Source organism: Streptomyces sp. NPDC087428 (assembly GCF_044744085.1).
Classification (GTDB): Bacteria; Actinomycetota; Actinomycetes; order Streptomycetales; family Streptomycetaceae; genus Streptomyces.
On the sequence record NZ_JBIUXR010000002.1, the window covers coordinates 629,197 to 651,244 of the forward strand.

Annotated in this window: 19 protein-coding genes, 1 other RNA gene and 1 pseudogene; 8 read left to right on the plus strand and 13 right to left on the minus strand. The window is 71.3% G+C overall.

The genetic code is table 11. The features are described from left to right. Positions 1-207: 207 nt before the first annotated feature. A complete protein-coding gene (locus tag ACIO3R_RS06490; RefSeq protein WP_402103878.1) occupies positions 208-1,767 on the minus strand; it encodes a DUF4157 domain-containing protein in 1,560 nt (519 codons plus the stop codon). 862 nt (positions 1,768-2,629) lie between these two features. Here ACIO3R_RS06490 and ACIO3R_RS06495 point away from each other — a divergent pair. Further along, positions 2,630-2,961 (plus strand): annotated as a pseudogene (locus ACIO3R_RS06495) (transposase); the annotation flags it as partial. Between the two features lie 59 nt (positions 2,962-3,020). Here ACIO3R_RS06495 and ACIO3R_RS06500 read toward each other — a convergent pair. After that, positions 3,021-3,893: a helix-turn-helix transcriptional regulator gene (locus tag ACIO3R_RS06500; RefSeq protein ID WP_385025561.1), complete on the minus strand. Its 873-nt coding sequence runs from the start codon at positions 3,891-3,893 to the stop codon at positions 3,021-3,023. Positions 3,894-4,083: 190 nt separating this feature from the next. Between ACIO3R_RS06500 and ACIO3R_RS06505 the strand changes: the two genes are divergently transcribed. Beyond that, a complete protein-coding gene (locus ACIO3R_RS06505; protein WP_385346480.1) occupies positions 4,084-4,845 on the plus strand; it encodes an SDR family oxidoreductase in 762 nt (253 codons plus the stop codon). Between the two features lie 355 nt (positions 4,846-5,200). Here the strand turns inward: ACIO3R_RS06505 and ACIO3R_RS06510 are convergent, their stop codons facing one another. Then, complete coding sequence (locus ACIO3R_RS06510; RefSeq protein WP_385025567.1) at positions 5,201-5,347, minus strand: hypothetical protein; 147 nt, start codon at positions 5,345-5,347, stop codon at positions 5,201-5,203. A gap of 923 nt (positions 5,348-6,270) precedes the next feature. Then, positions 6,271-6,672, minus strand: an RNA gene (gene rnpB, locus ACIO3R_RS06515) — RNase P RNA component class A. A gap of 257 nt (positions 6,673-6,929) precedes the next feature. On the opposite strand from rnpB, the gene ACIO3R_RS06520 reads away from it, so the two are divergent. Both ACIO3R_RS06520 and ACIO3R_RS06525 read left to right on the plus strand, forming a co-directional pair. Beyond that, positions 6,930-7,730, plus strand: coding sequence for a MerR family transcriptional regulator (locus tag ACIO3R_RS06520; protein WP_402103882.1), 801 nt, complete (start codon positions 6,930-6,932; stop codon positions 7,728-7,730). Next, positions 7,727-8,587, plus strand: a complete 861-nt coding sequence (locus ACIO3R_RS06525; RefSeq protein WP_402103887.1) for a hypothetical protein — start codon at positions 7,727-7,729, stop codon at positions 8,585-8,587. The genes ACIO3R_RS06520 and ACIO3R_RS06525 overlap by 4 nt, the downstream gene beginning before the upstream one ends. Here ACIO3R_RS06525 and ACIO3R_RS06530 read toward each other — a convergent pair. After that, on the minus strand, positions 8,538-9,980 hold the full coding sequence (locus ACIO3R_RS06530) for an RNB domain-containing ribonuclease (RefSeq protein WP_402103890.1): 1,443 nt from the start codon (positions 9,978-9,980) through the stop codon (positions 8,538-8,540). The two genes, ACIO3R_RS06525 and ACIO3R_RS06530, sit on opposite strands and share 50 nt — an antisense overlap. Before the next feature lie 177 nt (positions 9,981-10,157). On the opposite strand from ACIO3R_RS06530, the gene yaaA reads away from it, so the two are divergent. Continuing rightward, entirely contained in the window at positions 10,158-10,958 is an 801-nt protein-coding gene (yaaA, locus tag ACIO3R_RS06535) for a peroxide stress protein YaaA (protein ID WP_402103893.1), read from the plus strand. A 75-nt stretch (positions 10,959-11,033) separates the two neighbouring features. After that, a complete protein-coding gene (gene eda / locus ACIO3R_RS06540; protein WP_402103896.1) occupies positions 11,034-11,654 on the plus strand; it encodes a bifunctional 4-hydroxy-2-oxoglutarate aldolase/2-dehydro-3-deoxy-phosphogluconate aldolase in 621 nt (206 codons plus the stop codon). A gap of 250 nt (positions 11,655-11,904) precedes the next feature. On the opposite strand, the gene ACIO3R_RS06545 is transcribed toward eda, so the two are convergent. The 4 genes from ACIO3R_RS06545 to ACIO3R_RS06560 all read right to left on the minus strand — a co-directional run bounded on the left by ACIO3R_RS06545 (position 11,905) and on the right by ACIO3R_RS06560 (position 15,856). Then, on the minus strand, positions 11,905-13,152 hold the full coding sequence (locus ACIO3R_RS06545; protein ID WP_402103898.1) for a bifunctional RNase H/acid phosphatase: 1,248 nt from the start codon (positions 13,150-13,152) through the stop codon (positions 11,905-11,907). Then, positions 13,152-13,895 (minus strand): zinc ribbon domain-containing protein, encoded by a 744-nt coding sequence (locus ACIO3R_RS06550; RefSeq protein WP_385025683.1) that lies wholly within the window; start codon positions 13,893-13,895, stop codon positions 13,152-13,154. The genes ACIO3R_RS06545 and ACIO3R_RS06550 overlap by 1 nt, the downstream gene beginning before the upstream one ends. Beyond that, entirely contained in the window at positions 13,892-14,728 is an 837-nt protein-coding gene (locus ACIO3R_RS06555; RefSeq protein ID WP_401281778.1) for a Nif3-like dinuclear metal center hexameric protein, read from the minus strand. Before ACIO3R_RS06555 ends, ACIO3R_RS06550 begins: the two co-directional genes overlap by 4 nt. Positions 14,729-14,812: 84 nt before the next feature. After that, positions 14,813-15,856, minus strand: coding sequence for an ABC transporter substrate-binding protein (locus ACIO3R_RS06560; protein WP_402103903.1), 1,044 nt, complete (start codon positions 15,854-15,856; stop codon positions 14,813-14,815). Between the two features lie 197 nt (positions 15,857-16,053). On the opposite strand from ACIO3R_RS06560, the gene ACIO3R_RS06565 reads away from it, so the two are divergent. After that, complete coding sequence (locus ACIO3R_RS06565; RefSeq protein WP_402103906.1) at positions 16,054-17,559, plus strand: hypothetical protein; 1,506 nt, start codon at positions 16,054-16,056, stop codon at positions 17,557-17,559. Positions 17,560-17,853: 294 nt separating this feature from the next. Here the strand turns inward: ACIO3R_RS06565 and ACIO3R_RS06570 are convergent, their stop codons facing one another. The 3 genes from ACIO3R_RS06570 to ACIO3R_RS06580 form a co-directional block, all read right to left on the minus strand. Beyond that, positions 17,854-18,795, minus strand: coding sequence for a 3-oxoacyl-ACP reductase (locus tag ACIO3R_RS06570; protein ID WP_402103909.1), 942 nt, complete (start codon positions 18,793-18,795; stop codon positions 17,854-17,856). Positions 18,796-18,835: 40 nt separating this feature from the next. Next, the gene (locus tag ACIO3R_RS06575; RefSeq protein ID WP_385025598.1) at positions 18,836-19,912 is read right to left on the minus strand and encodes a Zn-dependent alcohol dehydrogenase; all 1,077 of its coding nucleotides are present in this window, start codon (positions 19,910-19,912) and stop codon (positions 18,836-18,838) included. Positions 19,913-19,979: 67 nt separating this feature from the next. Then, a complete protein-coding gene (locus tag ACIO3R_RS06580) occupies positions 19,980-20,852 on the minus strand; it encodes a MaoC/PaaZ C-terminal domain-containing protein (RefSeq protein WP_402103912.1) in 873 nt (290 codons plus the stop codon). Between the two features lie 333 nt (positions 20,853-21,185). On the opposite strand from ACIO3R_RS06580, the gene ACIO3R_RS06585 reads away from it, so the two are divergent. Continuing rightward, complete coding sequence (locus ACIO3R_RS06585; RefSeq protein WP_402103915.1) at positions 21,186-21,371, plus strand: hypothetical protein; 186 nt, start codon at positions 21,186-21,188, stop codon at positions 21,369-21,371. A 39-nt stretch (positions 21,372-21,410) separates the two neighbouring features. Here the strand turns inward: ACIO3R_RS06585 and ACIO3R_RS06590 are convergent, their stop codons facing one another. Then, on the minus strand, positions 21,411-22,043 hold the full coding sequence (locus tag ACIO3R_RS06590) for a LysE family translocator (protein WP_402103917.1): 633 nt from the start codon (positions 22,041-22,043) through the stop codon (positions 21,411-21,413). Positions 22,044-22,048: the final 5 nt, after the last annotated feature.

Genomic DNA, 22,048 nt, shown 5'->3' on the forward strand with positions numbered 1-22,048 from the left:
AGTTCGCTGCCACGCTGCGCACAGTCATCCAGGAGTGGGAGGAGCAGCACAATGGCACCGGCGCCTCGCGGCCGGACACTGCCTGAGACCGGCATTTCCCCCGCCCCATCCGGCAGGGAGCTGGCTGATCCTCCTGCTGACACGGTCTCAGCCCCCGTGACAGGGTGCGGTGATGGCATCAGCAGACGGAGGGTTACAGCTGCTGTGTCAGTCGGACGCCTTCTTCCATTTGGCGCCCTCTTTCTGCCACCGTTCGAGGGCGGGCGGGGAGAGAATCGCGCCTCCGTGCTGTTTTTCGTGAAGGCGCTGCGCCTCGCTCAGCTTGTTCGCAACGGCCTCCCAGTCGACAGCGGGCTCGTTCGCCAGACTGAGTGCTTCATTCAACTCGCTCGACCGTGGCGTCATCGCGCCCGAAAGCGCGTAGTTGAAGTCGGTTCCGGATCCCGGGTCGCCTTTCCTCGTGTCACTTGCCGGTCCCATTTCCAGATTGGCTGGCATGTTGTGCAGGGATTTTTTGTCCGCCGCGGTCGAGCTGAGTACCTCCCGTATCTTGTCCAGGAACTCGAACAGCGGTTTCGCGTTCGCCCTGTCCCTCTCGGCCGAGGCCAGTACCGCGTCCAACTCGCTACGGGAGATCTTATGATGGAGCGTTGTCCTGTCACCCCAGAATGGGTAGTCAGCCCGCATCGCATCATGTGCTGAAGTGACCGCGCTCGCTGCCCAGTCACTCTTGCCGCCGCCCATACCCGCGAAACCGGACGCGTGCTTCGCGATTTCGATCTCCGCAAGGAAATCGTTCAGTATTGACTCGTCTTTTTTTACGTCGTCGAGTGTGAAAAGCTCGCCTTCGGGTTCGATTCCGATTCTCCCGAGGATGTGCTCCTTCTCGTTCTGCTTTTTTGCTTTGAATTCTTCGCTGCATCCCTCGAAGTGCTCCATTATTTCCTCGAACGGGGTCTTCGAGGAAGCGGCTGCCGCTACGGGCGGGTTGCCCCCTGTCGTCGGTTTCTTTTTGGGCATGCGCTGTAGCTCGGCCGACGCCTCCACCGGCCGGTGCGCGGCGTTGGCGGTGTGGTCCGCGACTGAGCGATGGGTGTCCGCTCCGCCCCGCATCACCTGCTCCGCCTTGCGTTCGGCCGACTTTTCGAACCGGTCGGAAGGGTCGCTGATGCTCAGGCCGCTGCCGTCGCTGGTACCGGCCACAGCTCCTGCACGCTGCTGACGGACGTGCTCCAGTTCGTGCGCGAGGGTTTTCTTGTCGATCATGCTGCGGAACACGATGTGACGTGTGCTGGCGGTATACGCCTCGGCCCCGACCGCCTCGGCGGAACGCCGAGCAGCGGCGCCGGTGTGGATCGCAACGTCGGAGAAGTCCTCGCCCGAGAAGCGGGCTTCCATCTCCCGCTGCAGCGAGGCGGGCAGCCGACTGCCGGTGGACCGCAGCGCGGAGTTCACCGCGTCGGCGGCGCGTGGCTGTGCCGCGGCTTCCCGGCTCTGTTCCGCGCCGTGCTGATGCTTCGAGTGAGGCTCCTCGTGCACCCCGGCGTCCGGCTGCTCCTGGGCGGACGCCGGGCGGGCGCGGCGGGCGATCATGGCGGTGACCGCGGCGTTGCCCACGGTGCGCTGAGCCGCCCCGAGCGCGTCGGCGGTGAGTGGCAGCGGCGGCACGGCGGCGCCGCCTGCGGACGTCTCCGCACGGGCGGCGACCGAGCCGCGCCTGGTCTTCCGGTTTTCGGTCTGCTCTGCGTGCGTCCCGGACGTCCGCAATTCGCTGCCTCCTGGTCGGCCACACCCCTGCTGCGGCCCCCAGTGGAGCGCCCGAGCGATCGGGGTGTCCAGGACGGCAGGGGCAGTCAGAGGGCAGCGATCCTGCCCCTGGCCAGGCCAACGACCTCTGGCACAGCACGGCACCGCGCGTGCGTCGCCACGCCTACGGCACCATCAGACCCATGCACCTGCCCGGATGGACACCCCGCCCGGCCTGGATCACGGTTATGGGCTGGCAGTCCCTCCACACCCCGGGCTCCGCGTCGTCACCGGAGAACCCGCCCCCGGCTCGCACGAACCCGTCCTCCCCGACGTACCCGCCGAGCCTGGCGGGGGCTGACCGGTCAGCGCGGCCGGTTCTTCTGCGACAGGAGTGCCCGGCAGTCCGCGCACAGGGGGTTTCCGCCGTGCCCGTACCGGTGGGCGGGCTGCCGGCATCGGGTGCAGAGGCCGGTCTGGGGGCTCACTCTCCCGGCGTACGACCGGTACGAAACGATCCTGCGGAGCCCGGAACGCAGCAGTTGCGGCCCGGGGCGGGGTGGGGCAGCAGTCCCGTCATGGGCCACTTCCCCCAAACTGGCTGCCGGGTGCACGGTGCCGGACCAGACTGGGCTCCATGACGCAGGCGCCCCGGTTGTACGGCACCGAGCACGGCCTTCCAGCGACCGGGCCGCAGCCTGGCCGCAGCTACCGTTAGCTGACCGGCGGGCCACTGGACGGGCAGCTGATCGACGTCACCGGATGGACGGACGAGGAGATCACCACCGGCGCGTACCTGATCACCCCGCACAGCGCGTAGGGCCTGGCGGGCGCGCCTCGTACGCGCCGACCATCAGCTGCCCCGATGGCCCGCGGGTGGGAAGATGCGGGCGGGACGGTGACCGTGGGCCTCGACGGGGTGCTGGTGATCGCGCACTCGGACAAAGAGGAAGCCGCACCCACCTGGAAGCGGACCTCGGCCATCACCCGCTGATGGGGTTCGTCGACCACGGGCCGGGCGGCACGGGGGAACCGGTCGCGGCCCTGCTCAGAGCGGGGAACGCGGGCTCGAACGCGTCCGACCACATCACCCCCACCCGACTGGCCCTGGCCCAGCTGCCGAAGAAGTACCGGCGCGGGCGCCGGACCCTGATCCGCACCGACTCCGCGGGCGGCACCCACGACTTCGTCGCCTGGCTCGCCCGGCGGGGACGGCGGACGGCGGACATCGTGGCGCGGCCGTTCTGGCTGCACTGCCGGGAGGCCGGTGTTCGTCAGGGTGTCTTCGGGTGCGGGGCGTCTGCCGGCCTGCTGTGTGCTGTGTCGGTGGGTTCGGTCTGTGAGAGTGCGGCGAGGAGTTGCAGCTTCTCGCCGCTGTCGCTGTCCTTGTCGGGGTAGTAGACAACGAGGATGACGTCGTCGATGGGGAGTTTGTCGCGGTGGAGTCGCAGTTCACCGACTATGGGGTGGTGGACTGTGGTGGTGCCTCCGTCGAGGTTGCGGACGTCGTGTCGGGCCCACAGGGTGCGGAACCGCTGACTGGACAGTGCGAGCTCTCCGACGAGTTCGACGAACCGGGGGTTGTCGGTGTCGTCCCCGATGGTGGTGCGAAGAGCGGCGATGAAGCTGGCGGCGGCTTTGGCCCAGTCCTGGTGAAAGGCTTGTTCCTCGGGATCGAGGAAGAGGGAACGAATCCGGTTCTCACCGGGCCGCAGGCGCGGGGAGAGCGCGACGGCCATGGGGTTGGAAGCCAGGACATCGAACGCACGCCCTTCGACGAACGCGGGAATCTGAAGGTGGGCGAGGAGCTGGTGCACCCGTGCCGGTACGTGCTCGGGTCGCCTGCGGCGCGGAGCCCTGGGGCGTGCTGCCGTGAGGCCGAGCAGATACGTCCGCTCGACGTCGTCGAGGCGCAGGACACGGGCGAGTGATTCGAGGACCTGAGGTGAGGGGTTCTTGTCGCGGCCGCGTTCCAGTCGCAGGTAGTAGTCGGGGCTGATTCCGGCGAGCAGGGCGACTTCCTCACGGCGCAGGCCGGGCACGCGGCGGTTGCCGCCGGGCGGGATTCCTGCCTGCTCCGGGGAGATCAGCTCGCGCCGGGCGCGCAAGTAGCTGGCGAGCCGGTTGCCGGATTCCTCATCCTTCATACCGACACCGTAATGCGGTGTGCGTGACTCAGAGGGGCCCTGGCAGGACCAGGGAAGACGGGGGCGCTTTCCCGCTCAGCGGATTCCGCCAAGACTGCGAGAGCAGCGTTCCGCGAAGAACTACGGAACATCAACGAAGGCGCCGCGGGACAGAACATCCTCGCCCGCCCTGAACTGAAGGGAAGATCTCGTGGATCTCTCCAACCGCACCGTTCTCATCGTCGGCGGGACCTCGGGTATCGGGCGAGAGCTGGCCCGCCGGTTCGCCGCAGCGGGCAGCACCGTGGCCGTTGGCGGCCGCAGTCCGGAGGCACTCTCGGAACTCGCCGAAGAAGGCTTCGGCACCGCCAGGATTGACGTCACCGACAGTGCCTCCGTCGCATCTGCCCGTGACGCCGTGCTCGCCCGATACCCCGAGTTGGACACCGTGGTGACGATGCCTGGCGTCATGCTCCTTGAGGACCTGCGCGACCCCTCGCACTTCGAGGCGGCGCAGACGACGATCGACACCAACCTGGTGGGCACCATCCGGGTGATCGACGCCTTCACCCCGCACCTGGTCCAACGCGGCGAGGGCACCTTCATCACCGTTACCTCCGGCATCGCCTTCCTGCCCTTCCCGCCCATGCCCACCTATGCCGCCTCGAAGGCCGCGGTGCACGCCTACTCCGAGGCACTGCGCGCACAACTCGACGGCACCGGCGTCAGCGTCGTCGAACTCGTCCCGCCGGCCGTCGCCACAGCAGGCCAGGAAAAGGTGAACCCGCACGCGCTGCCGCTCGACGACTTCGCCACCGAGGTCATGCAACTGCTCTCAGAGGACCCCACCCCCCGCGAAATCCTGGTGAAGGGGGTCCTCATGCACCGCTGGGCCGAGCGCGACGGCACCTACGACGACCTCGTCGCACAGCGTTCCCGGGCCCTGGCCATGCTCCCCAGCCGCGAAGGCTGACCCCCTTCCCCCATCAGGGGCCGCATGGATCACCGCCCCCGGGCGCCAGCGAGCAGCCACGCGTCCTGGACACGAACCCCGTCACCCGAACGGCTCCGCAGAGCTGCAGGCCCGCATCCCGGTGCGCCAGGCCGTGCGCAACGCGTGGGCGGAGGGCATCGAGCACACCGTGCAGCTGCGGGTACTCGGCGACGCGGGCCTGCCCGACACCGCCTCGCTCGCGGCCGCCGACTGGGAGCCGGCGCTGCTCGCCGCGATCGACCGGGGCCAGGGCTGGGGTCGGCCCTCGAAGGCATTGAACGGCGCCGACTCCCCAAGGCCTTGGTGTCCCTTCCCGCCAATCCCTGGGCCACTTCTACTGCTTGAGGTACGCGTACAACGCTACCCACACCCCGATGGCCAGTCCGATTGCTGGTACCAGGCTGGGGTGCAGATACCCGATGTAGCAGACGAACGCAGCGGCCAGGGCGGCGATCACACCGACTTGGTTGTTGTTGGGCATTGGGCTGCTCCTGTTTTCGGGCGCACGGAACCAGGGGCCGGACGCTTCTGAGACGAATCCATCCGCAGGCAGCGGAGTTGGTTGCTGCTGCCATATCACCGTGGCGGTGCGCATTTATGATTTCGCGCGTGCCAGGTGACCCGCCGTGGGCGGCGAATCCTCCAGACGGTGGTAGACCGTGATCATCCCGTTGATGAGGACGCGTCCCTCGGCGGTCAGCAGGGCCGATCCGGCCAGTGCGGGGTCCCGGCCTGCGCATTCGTGCTCGCCGACCAGTGAACCGACCGGCTGAACCCCTACCTGATCGCGTGCGCCGGCGACCATGCCGCGGCGCTCGCGCTGTACGGGTGGAACAGCGACCTCACGGTGACCGTGACGCCCTGTACGTCCTTGTCCGGCTGATGTGCGAGACGGAGCGGATGCATGAAGCCCTGAAGGTGATCCAAGACATCGCCCCGGAGAACAAGTACGCACACCAGATTGTGGCCAGTGATTGCCGGCCCTAGGTGTCCGGCTATGGCCTTCTCGCGAAGATGCCGGTGTCGACCTCGGTGAGGATGTCGAGCTTGACCGGGCGTTTCAGCTTGGCGCGGGTGCCTTCGACGTTCTTCGGCAGCAGCTCGTGGCCGAGGGCTTGGCAGACGTCCCTCGCCCGTTGTGGTCCGGTCGCGTGGTTGAAGGCGCCACAGACCCGCCCTATCTCGCGGCAGTTGCAGAGCCCCAGAATGGGACAGCGGCGCCATGTCCCCTCGGTCCGGACCAGCTCAGAAGCATCGACAGCTCCTCCTCAGGGACTTTTCAGGGACTTTCAGCGCTGTCCGAGGGACTTCAGGGGGATTTTTCGCTGTCTAACGTGGCAAGCGCCAGAGAGGGCCTCCGGCACAGGTCAGAGACCCTCTCCAGAGCGAATCCGCAGGTAGCGGCAGACGAGTCGGGCTGTACGCCGGGTTCTGTCGCCCGGTCGCCTCGCGGCGGCCGGGGAGACGGCCATCCATCTAGGACCGGCATTGCTGCCGGTCTCGTGCGGTCTACCCGCGAACTCGGGCGGGCAGCCCTCGAACGTTCGCGCAGGGCCCTCTTGCGACGGCCCCTCTTGACCTTGCTCCGGGTGGGGTTTACCTAGCCGCCTGAGTCGCCTCAGGCGCTGGTGGTCTCTTACACCACCGTTTCACCCTTACCGAGGACCGAAGTCCAAGGCGGTCTGTTTTCTGTGGCACTGTCCCGCGAGTCACCCCGGGTGGCCGTTAGCCATCACCCTGCCCTGTGGAGCCCGGACGTTCCTCGGGAGGGTCCGAAGATCCTCACGCGGCCGTCCGCCCGGCTCGTCTGCCGTGGCGCCCATGCTACCTGCCCCGTGGGGGCGCGGAACCGCGCGGAGCTCTCAGGCGCGGGGCGCGCCGAAGGCCGCGGCGCGTTCCTCCGGGTCCGGCGGGAGGGGCGGACGGTGGTGGGGCGGCAGAGGCGGTGGCGGGGCGAGGGCGTGGGTCCGGTGGGCGGTGGCCAGGGCCGGGAAGCCGCCCGGGGCAGCGGTCTCGGCCGGGCCGCTTGACCTTGCCGCAGCGTCAGGGTTTCTACTGGCGCCATGCGCATCGGAGAGATCGCCGCGCTCGTCGGGGTCACCCCCCGGACCGTTCGGCACTACCACCACATCGGCCTGCTGGCCGAGCCCGCGCGCCGGGCCAACGGCTACCGCGCCTACGGCGTGCGCGACGCCGTGCTGCTGGCGCGCATCCGGCGGCTCACCGAGCTGGGGCTCGGCCTGGACGAGGTGCGCGAGGTCCTCGCCGGTGACGCCGGGCGCGACCTCGGTGACGTACTGCGTGAGCTGGATGCCGATCTGGCCCGGCAGGAGCGGGAGATCCGGGAGCGGCGGAAGCGGCTGGCCGGTCTGATGGACGGGCCGCTGGACGGTACGGAGTCCGTGTCGCCCGCGCTGGCCGAGCTGCTGGCCGCGGCGCCGGTCACCGGCTCGCCGGCCGCCGCCAAGGACCGTGAGCACCTGATGCTGCTGGACACGATCAGTGGCGGCAGCGAGATCTACGCCGCGCTGCGGCCGCTGGCGGGCGATCCGGCCGTGCTCGCCCTGTACGAACAACTGGACGCGCTCGCGGCGGCGTCCCCCGACGATCCCCGGATCGGACCGCTGGCCGACCGGATGGCCGCCCTCGCGCCCGATGAGGTACTGGACGCGATTCCGGCGGACGGACCGGCGATGACCGGCTTCGGGGAGGCCCTGCTCGCGGACTACACGCCCGCGCAGGCCGAGGTGGTGCGCCGGGTGATGGTCGCGCTGACCCTACGGAGCAGGGACAGGGACAGGGACAGGGACAGGGACGGGGACGGGGACGGGGACGGGAAGACGAAGGGGAAGGGGGCGCGGTGAGTGGGGTGCGAGGGGCGCGGCTGGTGGTCGCGGGGGTGGTGCCCGCCGAACTGGCGCTGGCGGTCTGTCTGTTGGCCGGGGTGCGGATACCGGCCGCCGTGCTGATCGGCGCCGAGGGGGCCGTTCTGGCCGCCCTGGTCCTGGAGGCCGTCGTGCTGGGGCGGCTCTGGCACGCGGGCCGGCGGGCGGGCGCGGGGCGGCGGGCGGCGATGGGTGCGGCGCTGCGTACGGTCGTACCGGAGAAGGCGCGCCGGCTCGTCGGGCACGAGACGCGCGCCCTGCACAGCCTGGGGCTGTGGGTGCTCCGGCGGCGGCACGCCGTGCCTGAGGGGGCGCTCGCCGCCCCGTACACCGGGCCGCAGACCGCGATGATGTACGGGCTGCTCTTCGTCTCCGTGGTGGAGACGGTGATGTTCGCGCTGCTGATCCCCTGGCCGGCCGTGCACCGGATTCTGCTCGTGGTGGATGTGTACGGGGTGCTGCTGGTGCTCGCGCTGCACGCCTCGTGCGTGGTCCGGCCGCATGTGGCGGGCGCGGACGGCTCGCTGCGGATTCGGTACGGGGCACTGTTCGACCTGCGGGTCCCGGCCGCCGCGATCAGCAGGGCCCGCGTCGAACGGCGTTACCCCGCAGGGAAGTTGGTGCAGCTGCACGCGGACGGCGTGCTGGATCTCGCCGTGGGCGGCCAGACGACGGTGACCGTGGAGCTGACCGCACCGCTCGGCTTCGTGCGCCCGCTCGGCGGACGCGGCGAGGCGCACACCGTCCGCTTCCACGCCGATGACCCGCGGTCCGTCGTCGCCGCGCTCACGCCGGTGCGAACAGCACCTTCGCCGAACCCGGATCCGCCTGTGTGAGCCGTACCCGCAGCCGTTCCCCGAGCGGGAGCCTCGTGGTGCCGCCCTCGATCCGGCCGACGATCGCCGGGTCGTCGATGTGGACGGTGCCGGTGGTCGGCTCCTGCTCCTTCACGTCCACCACGTATCCGTCGAAGACCGCGCCGATCCGGTCCTTGAGCAGCGCGGCCTCGACGAGGTCCACGCACTCGCGCTCCACCGTGCCGGCCCGCCGGGTCCCGTCCGCCATCTCCTTCGGCAGCGCGGGCAGTGCGGCCAGCACCCATGCGGGCGGCTCCCGGTCCGCGGCGGCGGCGACGCACAGTTCGGCCGCGTACCGGTCGACGAGGCGGCGCAGTGGCGCGGTGCAGTGGGTGTAGAGGTCGGCGACGGCGGCGTGGACGGCGGGGGTGGGCAGTTCGCCGTGCTCGAAGACGGTGTACCCGGCGCCGCGCAGCAGTGTGGTGCAGTCCTGGAGGAAGGCGGCGTGGCTGGTCTTCCTCGGGTCGAGCGAGCGGACGATCCGCGCGTACGGCACATGGTGCGGCCAGTCGATGCGCAGGGCCTCGGCCGAGCGCCGGAGGCGGGCGACGGCGCCGTCCGGGGCGACCGGGAGCGTACGCAGGATGCCGGTGCCGCTCTCGGTCATCAGCCGGGCGGCGGCCATGCCGGTGAGCAGTGAGATCTGGGCGTTCCAGCCGTCGGCGGGCAGCGGGGCCCGGTACTCGAGGCCGTAGGTGCCGTCGCGCTCGACGATCTCCTGCTCGGGCACGTTGAGGGAGATGCCGCCGCGGGCGAGCTCCTGCTCCTCGCGGAGGGTGCCGATGTCCCTGAGCAGCGCGAGGGACTCCTCGGCGGTGCCCGCGTCGATCCGCCGCTGCACGCCCGCGTGGTCGAGCTTGGCGCGGCTGCGTACGAGGGCCCGGCGCACCCGGGTGGCGACGGCGCGGCCCTCGGTGTCGAGGTCGATCTCCCACAGCACGGCGGGGCGGGTCTGCCCGGGGAGGAGGCTGGCGGCGCCCTCGGAGAGCGACGTGGGGTGCAGGGGCACCCTGCCGTCGGGGAGGTAGAGGGTCGTCACCCGGCGGTGGGCCTCGGTGTCGAGTGCGCCACCGGGGCGGACGAAGGCGGCGACATCGGCGATGGCGTAGTGCACGCGGTAGCCGTGGGCGCGGCGTTCGAGGTGCATCGCCTGGTCGAGGTCGGTGGAGGCGGGCGGGTCGATGGTGAGGAACGGCAGCTCCGTGGCGTCCTCGTGTCCGGCGACCGCCGGGTTCCTCGCCGCTTCGGCCGCTTCGGCGAGCACGTCGGGCGGGAAGTCGTCCGGGAGCCCGAGTTCGGTGCGCAGCCCGCGCAGGGCCGTCCGCAGCGGGGTGCCGGCTGCGCCGGTCATGTGGAGATGGCGGCGGGGCATGGACCGAGCGTATGGCCGGGCGGGGCGGGCGGCATCCCGGGTGGCGGGGATCGGGGGTGTGACTCCCCCGTACGCTGGCGCGAGGGGTTTTCACGGAGCCGGGCGACACCGCCGGGAGCCGCGGACCGGTCCGCAACGCCTGTCGCCCCCTTTCCGTACGTACGAAGGAGAACCGCCGTGCTCGTGCTGTTGCCGCCCTCCGAAGGAAAGGCCGCCTCGGGGCGGGGAGCACCCCTGAAGCCCGAGTCGCTGTCGCTGCCGGGCCTGGCCGCGGCGCGGGCCGCCGTGCTGGAGGCGCTCGTGGAGCTGTCCGCGGCGGACGAGGAGAAGGCCCGTGTGGTGCTGGGGCTGAGCGAGGGGCTGCGCGGCGAGATCGCGAAGAACGTCGAGCTGCGGACGGCGGGCACCCGCCCGGCCGGGGAGCTGTACACCGGGGTGCTGTACGACGCGCTGGACCTGGCGTCCCTGGACACCGCCGCCCGTCGCCGGGCCGGGAAGTCGCTGCTGGTGTTCTCCGGGCTGTGGGGCGCGGTGCGGGTGGGCGACCGGATTCCTCCGTACCGCTGCTCGATGGGGGTGAAGCTGCCGGGTCTCGGGGCTCTCGGGGCGTTCTGGCGCACGCCGATGGCGGAGGTCATGCCGGAGGCGGCCGGGGACGGTCTGGTGCTGGATCTGCGGTCGTCCGCGTACGCGGCGGCGTGGAAGCCGAAGGACGCGGTGGCGGAGCGCACGGCAAGCGTGCGGGTGCTGCACTCCCAGCTGGTGGCCGGGGTGGAGAAGCGGTCGGTGGTCAGTCACTTCAACAAGGCGACGAAGGGCCGGATGGTCCGCGATCTGCTGATGTCGGGTGCCGCGCCGAAGGGGCCCGCGGAGCTGGTGGGCGTCCTGCGGGATCTCGGGTACGTGGTGGAGGCAGAGGCGCCCGCGCGGGCCGGGCGGGCGTGGGAGCTCGATGTCGTGGTGACGGAGATCCACTGACCCCGGACCCGGCCTGCGTTGCAACATGCGCAACGGTCGTTGCGTGGAATGCTGTCTTCGCGGCAGGATGAGGTCATGACCTCCTCCGTGCTGGACCTTGCCCCCGTCGTGCCCGTCGTCGTCCTGGAGGACGCCGCCGACGCGGTGCCGCTCGCCCGTGCCCTGGTCGCGGGCGGGCTCCCGGCGATCGAGGTGACCCTGCGGACCGCCGCGGCCCTGGACACGATCAAGGCCATAGCGGCGGAGGTGCCGGACGCGGTGGTCGGCGCCGGCACGGTGATCTCCCCCCGGAACGTCTCCGACACCGTGGCCGCCGGGGCGCGGTTCCTGGTCAGCCCCGGCTGGACGGACGCCCTCCTGGACGCGATGAAGGCGTCGGGGGTGCCGTTCCTGCCGGGTGTGTCCACGACGTCCGAGGTGGTCGCGCTGCTGGAGCGCGGGGTCACCGAGATGAAGTTCTTCCCGGCCGAGGCGGCGGGCGGCACGGCCTATCTGAAGGCGCTCTCCGCCCCGCTCCCCCAGGCCCGGTTCTGCCCGACCGGCGGCATCTCGCTCGCCTCCGCTCCCTCCTACCTCGCCCTGCCGAACGTCGGCTGCGTGGGCGGCAGCTGGATGGTGCCCGCCGACGCGGTGGCGGCCGGGGACTGGGCCCGGGTGGAGCGGCTGGCGGCCGAGGCGGCGGCGCTGCGCGGCTGACCCCTGGACGATTCCCCCGGCTACCGTGCGGCCCGCCTACCGTGCGGCCGGCCGGTCGCGGCGAAATCCTTCCGTTCATGTGCATGCTCCCCGGCAACCGGGGCACGAGACCTTCAGGGACGTGACCCGGACTCCGGGTGACCCGGGTTCCGGCAGGTATCCCCCGCCTCGCCGGAACCGCCGGTGCCCCATCGGCCTCCCCCCGGCCGATGGGGCACTGTGCTGTCCGGGGCCGGTGCGCCCGGGGTGACTACCGCAGGTGGGACGTGTCGTTCAGGAGCCGTACGGAGGCGTTGCCGTCCGCGTAGTAGGCCACGGTCGACAGGGAAGCCGCCGAGAGCTCCATCCGGAACAGCGACTCCGGCGGTGCGCCCAGCGCGAGGCGGACCAGGGTCTTGATGGGCGTGACATGCGTGACCACGAGCACCGTGCGCCCCGCGTGGCGGGTGATGAGGCGGTCGCGGGCGGCCGAGACGCGCCGGGCGACCTCGGCGAAGCTCTCGCCGCCACCGGTGGGCGCCGCCTTCGCGGAGGCGAGCCAGGCGTCCATGTCCGCGCGGTGGCGCTCCCTGACCTCGCCGAACGTCAGCCCCTCCCAGGCACCGAAGTCCGTCTCGCGCAGGCCGTCCTCGATCCGGACCTCCAGGCCCAGCCGGGCCGCCACCGCGCCGGCCGTCTCGCGGCAGCGGCGCAGCGGGGAGCTGACGATCTCCTGCACCGTGCCGCGGGCGGCGAAGGCCTCGGCGGCGCACTCGGCCTGCCGGCGGCCGGTGGCGGAGAGTTCGGGGTCGGTGCCGCCGCTGCCGGAGAACCGCTTCTCCGGGGTGAGGGCGGTCTCGCCGTGCCGCAGCAGGAGGAAGGTGGCGGGCGCGCCCAGGTCGGGGGCGGCGGCCCAGCCGACCTGCGGGGTCCCGGCGGCGGGCCGGTTCAGCGCGGCCCTGGCCCGCGCGGCGCCGGCCGTCGCGTCACCCGGGGGGCCTGAGACGGGCGGCAGGGCGTCGGCCACCGAGGACCTGGGGGTGTCGAGGGCGGCCGTCGAGGCCGACGGCTCCCACTGCCTGCCCTGCTTGCCCGCGTCCATCGCCTCGTTCGCGAGCCGGTCCGCGTGCTTGTTCCTCTCGCGCGGGATCCACTCGTAGGTGACGTCGGAGGCCGGGAGGATGCGGGCGGCCTCGGCGGCGAGAGGCTTCATGTCCGGGTGCTTGATCTTCCAGCGGCCCGACATCTGCTCCACGACCAGCTTGGAGTCCATCCGGACGTGCACCCGCGGCCCGCCGCCGGCCGAGGCGTCCGGCACGAGGGCCTTCGCGGCCCGCAGACCGGCGATGAGGCCCTTGTACTCGGCGACGTTGTTCGTCGCGACGCCGATGTACTCGGCCGCCTCGGCCAGCGTCTCCCCCGTCACCGGGTCGATGACGACCGCGCCGTACCCGGCGGGCCCCGGGTTGCCCCGGGAGCCGCCGTCGGCCTCGATGACGAACTGGCGCGGCGGGGTCACTACAGACCCGAGTCCGCGGTGCGGACCAGGATGCGGTGGCAGTTCTCGCAGCGCAGGACCGTGTCGCGGGACGCGGCCTTCACGTCGTTGACCTCGGTGATGTTGAGCTCCAGCCGGCAGCCCTCGCAGCGGCGCTGGTAGAGGCGGGCGGCGCCCACCCCGCCCTGCTGGGCGCTGAGCTTGTCGTACAGCTTGAGCAGATCGGCGGGGACGGAACCGGCGACGACCTCGCGCTCCTTGGTGAGCGTCGCGGTCTCCTCGTCGATCCCGTTCGTCGCGGTGTCCCGGCGGGCGGTCGCGTCGTCGACCTTGGCCTGGACGGCGGAGACCCGGTCGGTCAGCTCGGCGACGCGCTCCTGCGCGGACTCCCGGCGCTCCATGACCTCGAGGACGACGTCCTCCAGGTCGCCCTGGCGCTTGGCCAGCGAGACGATCTCGCGCTGAAGGCTCTCCAGGTCCTTGGGCGAGGTGACACTGCCGGAGTCCATCCGCTGCTGGTCGCGGGCGGCGCGCTGGCGCACCTGGTCCACGTCCTGCTCGGCCTTGGTCTGCTCGCGGGCGGTGTCGCTCTCCTCGGTCGTGGAGGCGACGAGGAGGTCGCGGAGTTGGGCGAGGTCGGTCGTGAGCGACTCGATCTCGGCGTGCTCGGGAAGGGTGTTGCGCTTGTGCGCGAGCTGGGCGAGGCGCTGGTCGAGGGCCTGGACGTCGAGGAGTCGGATCTGGTCGGCGGGCGCGGCGTTCAGTTGGGGGCTCCAGAAGAGTGGTGGGTGGTCCAGGGGTCGGTGACCTGCTTCGAGACATGGACCCGCAGGTCCCATCCGTGGCGGTCGGAAATCGCGTCGAGCTGTGCGGCGGCCTGTTCGCACCACGGCCATTCGGTGGCCCAGTGCGCGGCGTCGACCAGGCCGAGCGACGAGTGCTGGACGGCCTCTGAGGCCGGGTGGTGGCGCAGGTCCGCGGTGAGGAAGGCGTCCACCCCCGCGGCGCGCACGGCGTCGAAGAGGCTGTCACCGGATCCGCCGCTCACCGCGACGGTGCGCACGAGGGTGTCCGGGTCGCCGGCCAGCCGGATGCCCTGCGCGGTGGCGGGCAGCCGGGCGGCGGCTCGGGCGGCGAATTCGCCGAGGGTCTGCGGGTGGTCGAGCGTGCAGATCCGGCCGAGGCCCCGGCGGCCCGAGGGGTCCGTCGGGTCCGGTACGAGGGGCCGCTCGACGCGCAGGTCGAGGGCGCCGGCGAGGGCGTCGGAGACGCCGGGATCCGCGGAGTCGGCGTTGGTGTGGGCCACGTGCAGCGCGACGTCGTGCTTGATGAGCGTGTGCACGACGCGGCCCTTGAAGGTGCCGGCCGCGACCGTCGTCGTACCGCGCAGATAGAGCGGGTGGTGGGTGACGATCAGCTGGGCGCCGAGCTTCAGTGCCTCGTCGACGACGTCCTGGACGGGATCGACGGCGAAGAGCACCCGGTCGACCTCGGCGTCCGGATCACCGCAGACGGTGCCGACCGCGTCCCATCCTTCGGCCCGCTCGGGCGGCCAGAGGGCGTCGAGCTCGGCGATGACTTCAGACAGACGGGGCACGGAGGAAAGGCTACCTGTCCTCCGTGCCCCGCGGTCCCTGGCCGCCGCCCCCGTACGGGCGGGGCGGCGGCCAGTCATGAATCGTTACTTCACGAGGTCGGCGCGGAGGTCGTCGAGGACCAGGTTCGCGGCCGTGACGCCGAGGCCGAGGTACCAGGTCTCGTCGGAGACGTTCTTGGCGCGCCCTTCCTTGACCGCCGTGAGGTTCTTCCACAGCGGGTTGGACTGGGCGGTGTCGCGCTTGGTGGCCTTCACGTCGCCGTACACGCCGGTGAAGATCCAGTCGGCGTCCGCCTCGTCGATCTTCTCCGGGCTGATCTCCGCGGCCAGCTCGTCGATCTGCTGGTTCTTGGGCCGCGGCAGGCCTGCGTCGTCGAGGATCGTGCCGATGAAGGAGGCCTTGGCGTAGAGGCGGATCTTGTCCGGCAGGTAGCGGACCATGGAGATGGTCGGCTTCTTCGGGCCGATGTCCTCGCCCAGCTTCTTCGCGTTCGCCTCGTAGGTGCCCAGCTGCGACTTGGCCTTGGCGGTCCTGTCCAGCGCCGCGGCGTTGAGGAGGTAGTTCTCCTTCCAGGTGAAGCCCGGACGGATGGAGAACACGGTCGGCGCGATCTTGGACAGCTCGTCGTACTTGTCGGCCGCGCGCAGCTGGCTGCCGAGGATCAGGTCGGGCTTGAGGCCCGCGATCGCCTCAAGGTTGAGGTTGTTGATCGTGCCGACGTTCTTCGGGTCACCGGCGTCCTTCTTGAGGTACGAGGGAATGGCCGCGTCGCCCTCGGAGGGGGCGTAGCCGACCGGCTTCACCCCCAGGGACACGACGTTGTCGAACTCACCGACGTCGAGCACGACGACGCGCTTCGGGGCGGCCTTGAGCTCGGTCCTGCCCATGGCGTGGGTGAGCGTGCGGGGGAACTGACCCGCCGGGGCGTCGGTGCCGTACCCGGCCGTCTTCTTCGCCGCGTCGCCGAAGTCCTTGCCGCCCGTCGCGACCGCGGCCTTCTTCTCGCCACCGGCCTCGGACTTGCCCGAGCCGCCCGACGCGCCGTCGTCGCTTCCGCAGGCGGAGAGGGACAGGGCGGCGACTACGGCCAGGCCGACTGCGGCGGTGCCGCGGCGTCGAAGGGACATCACTTGCTCCAGTTGTGGATCACACAGGCAACACTTAGGAATGCCTAACCTTAGCCACGCGTTGATCGCGAAGCACAACCACCCCCTCCCTCTCAGGTGAATACGGGCATCGCCACCCATATGTGTGAAGTGGGGGGTCTCGTGTTGTTCGGCAGGAAGTGCGAAAACTAGCTTCGGTGGCCGGAGGTGACGAGTCGATGACTGCCTGTGCCATCGAGGACGGGACCGCGGCGGCTGCCGAAGCCGGCGAGACGGTGGAGCCGGGGTCCGAGAACCCGGAGGGGGCCGCGGAGCCCCCGGATCCGGCGACGGAAGCGACCTGCCCGACGGAGGGCGCCGGGGCGGACGCGGGGACCGATGCGGCTGAACCGCCGGTTCCGCCCGCGCGGGTGGAGCTGCCGGTGCCGACGCCGGGTGCTGTCGAAACGGTCCTGCCGAGCGCTCCGCCCGCGTTCACGATCACGGCGGACGGCGCCTACGCGGCGCGGCTCACGGCCGCCCGCGGCGAGGCGTACGGAACCGGCGGGCCGGGCACCGCCGGCGCCCCCGACACGGCCTGGTTCCCGGAGCGCTGGACGCTGGACGGGCCGGAGCCGTACGCCGTGCCGCTCCCGCTCAACCAGCCGGAGGAGGCCGACTCGCAGGTGCTGCCGCTCGCCGACGGGCGGGTGCTCATCCGCCGCCGGGTCGCGGACCGGCACGCCCTCTCGCTGCTCTACCCGACCGGCCCCGGCACCGGCGAACTGCCGCTGGGCGCGGTCGAGTGCGCGGAGCTGACCCTGCTGCCGCCCTCGCCGGACGGCGTCAGCGCGTACGCCCTCGCGGCGGGTGAGCACTCCACCGGGCTCTGGCTGGTGGCGGGCGGTCCGTCGGGGCCCGAGCGGATCGCGGAACTGCCGGGGCGCTGCTCCGGCGGGGTCTGGCTGGACCGGGCCGGCCGGCTGCTGGCCCTGGACCGGGAGCCGGCGGAGGGCGGTCCGGTGAAGGCGGTCGCGGTGGACCTGGGGCGGGGCGCCGAGATGACCCCGCTGCTCCAGATCGCGCCGGACAGCGACGACCGGCTGCTGCTCGCCGACCCGGACAGCGGTCTCCTGCTGATCCGCTCGGACGCGCCGGGGCACGACCGGCTCGGCTGGGGGGTGCTGGGCAGCTGTCTGCCGGTCAGGTTCCCGGAGTGCCTGCGGCTGCCGGATGCCGCGGTGACGCCCTTCGCCGTGCAGCCGGGACAGATGCTGATGCCGGAGGACTGCGCGGTCGCCCTGCGGATCGACGGGGCGGCGGGCAGCTGGGTGGGGGTGTGGCGTCCCTCGGGCCGCCGGCTGCACCAGCTCCCGGTGCCCGAGGGCTGGCTGGCGGGCAGCGGTGTCTGGTCCCGCGAGGGCGTACTCGGACTTCCGTACGCGAACGCGGAGACGGCCTGCGCGGTGGCGTTCCTGGCGGCACCGGACGACGGGGAGCCGGCCGCGGGACGGTGCCCGGCCGGACATCCGGAAAGCGGTATGCAACCGTCCGCGGCCGCGGCGCCTCCTTCTGTGTGCAGGCCGGTCCCCTTGGGGCAGGCTCCTCTCGTGGGGCGTACCGCTCCGCGTGAGACCTACCGGTCTAAAGTTGGACCGGGGCTCACGTATGCGGGCACCGCGGTCGCCGACGGTGGCCGTTGCCCGGGTGACGGTGGCGTGATGGCCTCGGAGACAAGCACGTAAGCGATCACAACGGGGTGACTTCCCAGATGTCTGAAGCCCGAACCGACACGACCCAGACCCATCCGCCGGGGGCGGACGGGGACCGGGCCGAAGCCGGCGGCGCCGGAAAGCACCGAGGGGGTGTGGCGCCGGACGACTCGGCAGCACAACCGCTGGGCCGCCACCGCCGCACCCCCGAAGGGGGCAGCAGGGCGGCCTGACCGCTCAGGACGGCAAACGAGGGAAACGAGCGAGGGAGGGCCCCCGCGGCCGGTCGGCTGCGGGGGCCCTCCTGTGCGCGGTGCGCGGCGGTGGTCAGCCCCGTTTCAGCCCGAGCACCTCCGCCGCCGCGAACGTCTCGTTCGGCGGGCGGTCGGCGTAGTACGGGGAGATCAGCTCGTCCAGCTCGTCGAAGGAGAACGTCTCCTTCGCCGCGTCGAACTTCGCCGCCACCTTGGGACGTTCGACGATCGCGACCATCCCGCCGTGCACGACGAGCAGCTGCCCGTTGATCTTGGCTGCCGCCGGGGAGGCCAGATAGCCGACGAGCGGCGAGACGTGCTCGGGTGCGAGCGCGTCGAGCCGGCCGTCCTGCGGTTCCTCGAAGCCCGCGAAGACGTCCTCGGTCATCCGGGTCCGGGCGCGCGGGCAGATGACGTTGGCGGTGACGCCGTACTTGGCCAGGGCCAGCGCGGTGGAGGTGGTCAGCCCGACGATGCCGCCCTTGGCCGCCGCGTAGTTGGGCTGGCCCGCGGAACCGGCCAGGAACGCCTCCGACGAGGTGTTGATGATCCGGCCGTAGACCGGACCGCCGGACGCCTTGGACCGGGACCGCCAGTGCGCGGCGGCGAAGTGCGTGGTGTTGAAGTGGCCCTTGAGGTGCACCCGTATGACCGAGTCCCATTCGTCCTCGGTCATCGAGAAGATCATCCGGTCGCGCAGGATGCCCGCGTTGTTGACCAGGATGTCGAGCTGTCCGTACGTCTCGACGGCCAGTTCCACCAGGGCGCGGGCCTGCTCGTGGTCGGACACGTCGCCGAGGTGCGCGACCGCCCGGCCACCGGCCGCCTCGATCTCCTGCGCGACCTGCTCGGCGGGGGCGGCGGACGCCTCGCCCGAGCCGTCGCGGCCCGGCTGTCCGTAGTCGTTGACGACGACGGCCGCGCCGAGCCGCGCCAGTTCCAGCGCTTCGGCGCGCCCGAGGCCGCGGCCGGCGCCGGTGACGATCGCGGACAGTCCGTCCAGGGGTAGTGACATCGGATCTCGGGGTCCTCTCGGGAGGGGGCGGGGCGGTGGTTCAGAGTTCGATGCAGGTACGCAGCGACTCGCCGGTCCGCATCTGGTCGAGGGCGTCGTTGATGCCGTCGAGCCGCACCCGGTGGGTGATCATCGATTCGAGGTCGATGCGGCCGGCCCGCCAGAGCGCGATGGCCCGCTCGTACGACCGGAGCACGTCCCCTCCTCCGTACATGGAGGGCAGGATCCGCTTCTCGTCGAAGAACAGCTCGAACATGTTGACCTGGAAGTTGTCGTCCATGGCGCCCGCGCCGACGATGCACAGGGTGCCGCCGCGCCGGGTGTTCTCGTACGCGGTGCGGGCCGTGACCGACTTGCCGACGACCTCGAAGACGTAGTCGAAGCCCTCGCCCGCGGTGATCCGCTGCTTGGCGTCGGCGAACTCGTCGGGCGAGACGGCCTCGGTCGCGCCGAACCGCAGCGCGGCCTCGCGGCGGGAGGCCACCGGGTCCACGGCGACGATCTGGGCGGCGCCCTGCACCCTGGCGCCCTGGATGGTGGAGATGCCGACGCCGCCGCAGCCGATCACGGCGACCGAGGAACCGGCCTCCACCTTCGCGGTGTTGATGGCCGCGCCGAGGCCGGTGGTGACCCCGCAGCCGATCAGCGCGGCGATCTCGAACGGCACGTCGTCGGGGATCGGCACCGCGCAGCCCGCGCCGACGACGACCTCCTCGGTGAAGGTGCCGGTGCCGGCGAAGCCGAAGACGTCCCCGCCGGGGCGCTTGAAGTTGGGGGTGCCCGCGTTCATGAACCCGGCCAGGCAGAGCTGGGTCTGGCCGCGCTTGCAGGAGGGACACTCCCCGCACGCGGGCAGCCAGCAGACCAGCACCCGGTCCCCCGCGCTCAGCCCGGTCACCCCGTCGCCGACGTCGATGACCTCACCGGCGCCCTCGTGGCCGGGGATGAACGGCGCGGGCTGCGGCAGCACCCCGCTCATGGCGGAGACATCGGAGTGGCAGAGCCCGGTGGCCCGGATGCGGAGCCTGACCTTGCCGGGGCCGAAGCCCACCGCCTCGACGTCGTCGAGGACTTCGAGCTTGTCCTGGCCTATCTCGTGCAGTACGGCTGCGCGCATGGTGCGGCTCCCCTCGGGGTCGGTACGTGCGGTACATGCGATGCGTGCGGTGCGTGCGGTGCGCGTTTCAGGAGTGTTCGACGAGCGTGTCGGCGAGGACCGGTGCGTCGTCGCGTTCGACGGCGGTCACCACCACCTGGACCCGGCCGTCACCGGCCCACATCCGGATACGGAGGGTCTCGCCGGGGAAGACGATCCCGGCGAACCGGGTCCGGTAGGAGGCGATGCGGGACACATCGCCCTCCAGCAGGGTGTCGGCCACCGCCTTGAGCGTCATCCCGTACGTGCAGAGCCCGTGCAGGATCGGCCGGTCGAAGCCGGCCAGCTTGGCGAACTCCGGGTCGGCGTGCAGCGGGTTCCAGTCCCCGGAGAGCCGGTAGAGCAACGCCTGCTCCGGCCGGACCGGCCGCTCCACCACCCGGTCGGGGGCGCGGTCGGGCAGGGCGAGCCGTTCCGACGGACCCCGGTCGCCGCCGAAACCGCCCTCGCCGCGCACGAAGATCTGGGCGTCGTTGGTCCACAGCGGGCCGTCGTCGTCGGAGGCCTCGGTACGCAGCACGAGGACCGCCGCCTTGCCCTTGTCGTACACCGCGGCGACCTTCGAGGTCTGAACGGCGTTGCCCCGCACCGGAATCGGCCGGTGCAGACGTACGGACTGGCCGCCGTGCAGCACGGCCGCGAGGTCGACGTCGACCCCGGGCGACGCGAGGCCGCCGCCCATCGCCAGGCCGGCGCCCGCGACGGTGGAGAAGCTCGGCAGGACGTGGAGCCGGGACTCCAGGGTGTAGCGGAGCTCGTCCGGGTCGGTGGCGTCGTCGGGCCGGCCGGGGGCCGTCCCCGCGCCGAGGCCCAGGTGGTAGAGCTGGATGTCCTTGTGGTCCCAGCTGATCGAGGTCGAGCGGGGTTCGGCGGCAACCGCCTCTGCGGCATCAATGGGCATGGGAGAGCTGCTCCTTGATGGTGGGAAGACCTCGGCGCGGCCGTCCGCACCGTCGGCCGCACCGAGGTCGTGCGGGACCGGAAGCCGCGTCCGTTCTAGAACGCGTTCTAGCCGGTGGCCCTATGTATAACGCAGCGCCCAGCAGTTGTGAAGTCTCCTGACGCAACGTCAGATTCCGTTGTGGATCGCGATCCGGCCCAGTTCCCGTACAGCTGCGGCCCCAGGCAAGTAACACTGAGCAATCAGCCGGCCTCGGTCGGGATTTCTTCGTTCCACTGCCTCTGGTCGGTCGCCACGATGTGGCGACCGACTGACTGGGCGAAGGAGCAAAGGGTGCGGCAGGACTGGGAGCCGGACGACCTCATTGAGGTCTGGATGCCGAGGGAGGGCGCGTTCTTCGACGCGGCGGAAGCCGTGCCGCTGGAGGGTGTGGTGCCCCATCAGTGGCGGGCGGCGGCGGACGACAAGGGCCGCGCAGAGCGCATCCCACGGGCTGTGCGTGCTGGTCAGCCCGCGTGAAGCGTTGCGGCGCCGGGAGATATGGGGCGAAGGAACCTCTCATGCACGTGCGGTTGCCAACACACCGGCTCCCAGCAACACCAGGACGCCTGAACTTATCCGCTCGATGGTCCGTGTGACTTTCGGCTTCTGGAGCCAGACAACGGCCTTGGCAACTGTCACGGCCAGGAGCACCAGCCAGGCAATGGCAACCATGCCGTCGATCAACCCGAGAACCATGATCGAGCCGAATCCGGCGGTGCCGGCGGGCAGGAACTGCGGTACGACAGCGAGGAAGAACAGTCCTACCTTGGGGTTCAGTACGCACGAGAACAGCCCGGCATACAGGGCTGCCCGAGTGCTGGGCCGAGTTGGTGCGCCACTCGGCGGTGAATCATTTCCGGAAGCGCCGCCGCGGCGGATGAACCCGGTGACTCCGAGATAGAGAAGGTACAGCCCGCCAACGACCTTGACGACGACGAAGGCGGATGCGGACCTTTCGAGGACGGCTCCCAGACCGAGCGCTACGGTCGCAGCCCAGAGCAGCGAGCCGATACCTGAGCCGACCGCGGCGGCGATGCCGTGGCGGGCCCCGGAGAGGCTGTACCTGATGGTCAGGAACGTGTCCGGCCCCGGTGTGATCGCCAGGAGCAGGCAGAGTCCCGCGAACCCTGCCAACAAGGTGATACTCATGGCCG

Coding starts and splice junctions, on each gene's coding strand:
- ACIO3R_RS06530 (WP_402103890.1), bottom strand. CDS start 9,980: ATGCCCCGCCGCCATCTCCACATGACCGGCGCAGCCGGCACCCCGCTG.
- ACIO3R_RS06510 (WP_385025567.1), bottom strand. CDS start 5,347: ATGCCCAACAACAACCAAGTCGGTGTGATCGCCGCCCTGGCCGCTGCG.
- ACIO3R_RS06580 (WP_402103912.1), bottom strand. CDS start 20,852: ATGCCCATTGATGCCGCAGAGGCGGTTGCCGCCGAACCCCGCTCGACC.
- ACIO3R_RS06520 (WP_402103882.1), top strand. CDS start 6,930: ATGCGCATCGGAGAGATCGCCGCGCTCGTCGGGGTCACCCCCCGGACC.
- ACIO3R_RS06570 (WP_402103909.1), bottom strand. CDS start 18,795: ATGTCACTACCCCTGGACGGACTGTCCGCGATCGTCACCGGCGCCGGC.
- eda (WP_402103896.1), top strand. CDS start 11,034: ATGACCTCCTCCGTGCTGGACCTTGCCCCCGTCGTGCCCGTCGTCGTC.
- ACIO3R_RS06575 (WP_385025598.1), bottom strand. CDS start 19,912: ATGCGCGCAGCCGTACTGCACGAGATAGGCCAGGACAAGCTCGAAGTC.
- ACIO3R_RS06565 (WP_402103906.1), top strand. CDS start 16,054: ATGACTGCCTGTGCCATCGAGGACGGGACCGCGGCGGCTGCCGAAGCC.
- ACIO3R_RS06590 (WP_402103917.1), bottom strand. CDS start 22,043: ATGAGTATCACCTTGTTGGCAGGGTTCGCGGGACTCTGCCTGCTCCTG.
- ACIO3R_RS06560 (WP_402103903.1), bottom strand. CDS start 15,856: ATGTCCCTTCGACGCCGCGGCACCGCCGCAGTCGGCCTGGCCGTAGTC.
- ACIO3R_RS06500 (WP_385025561.1), bottom strand. CDS start 3,893: ATGAAGGATGAGGAATCCGGCAACCGGCTCGCCAGCTACTTGCGCGCC.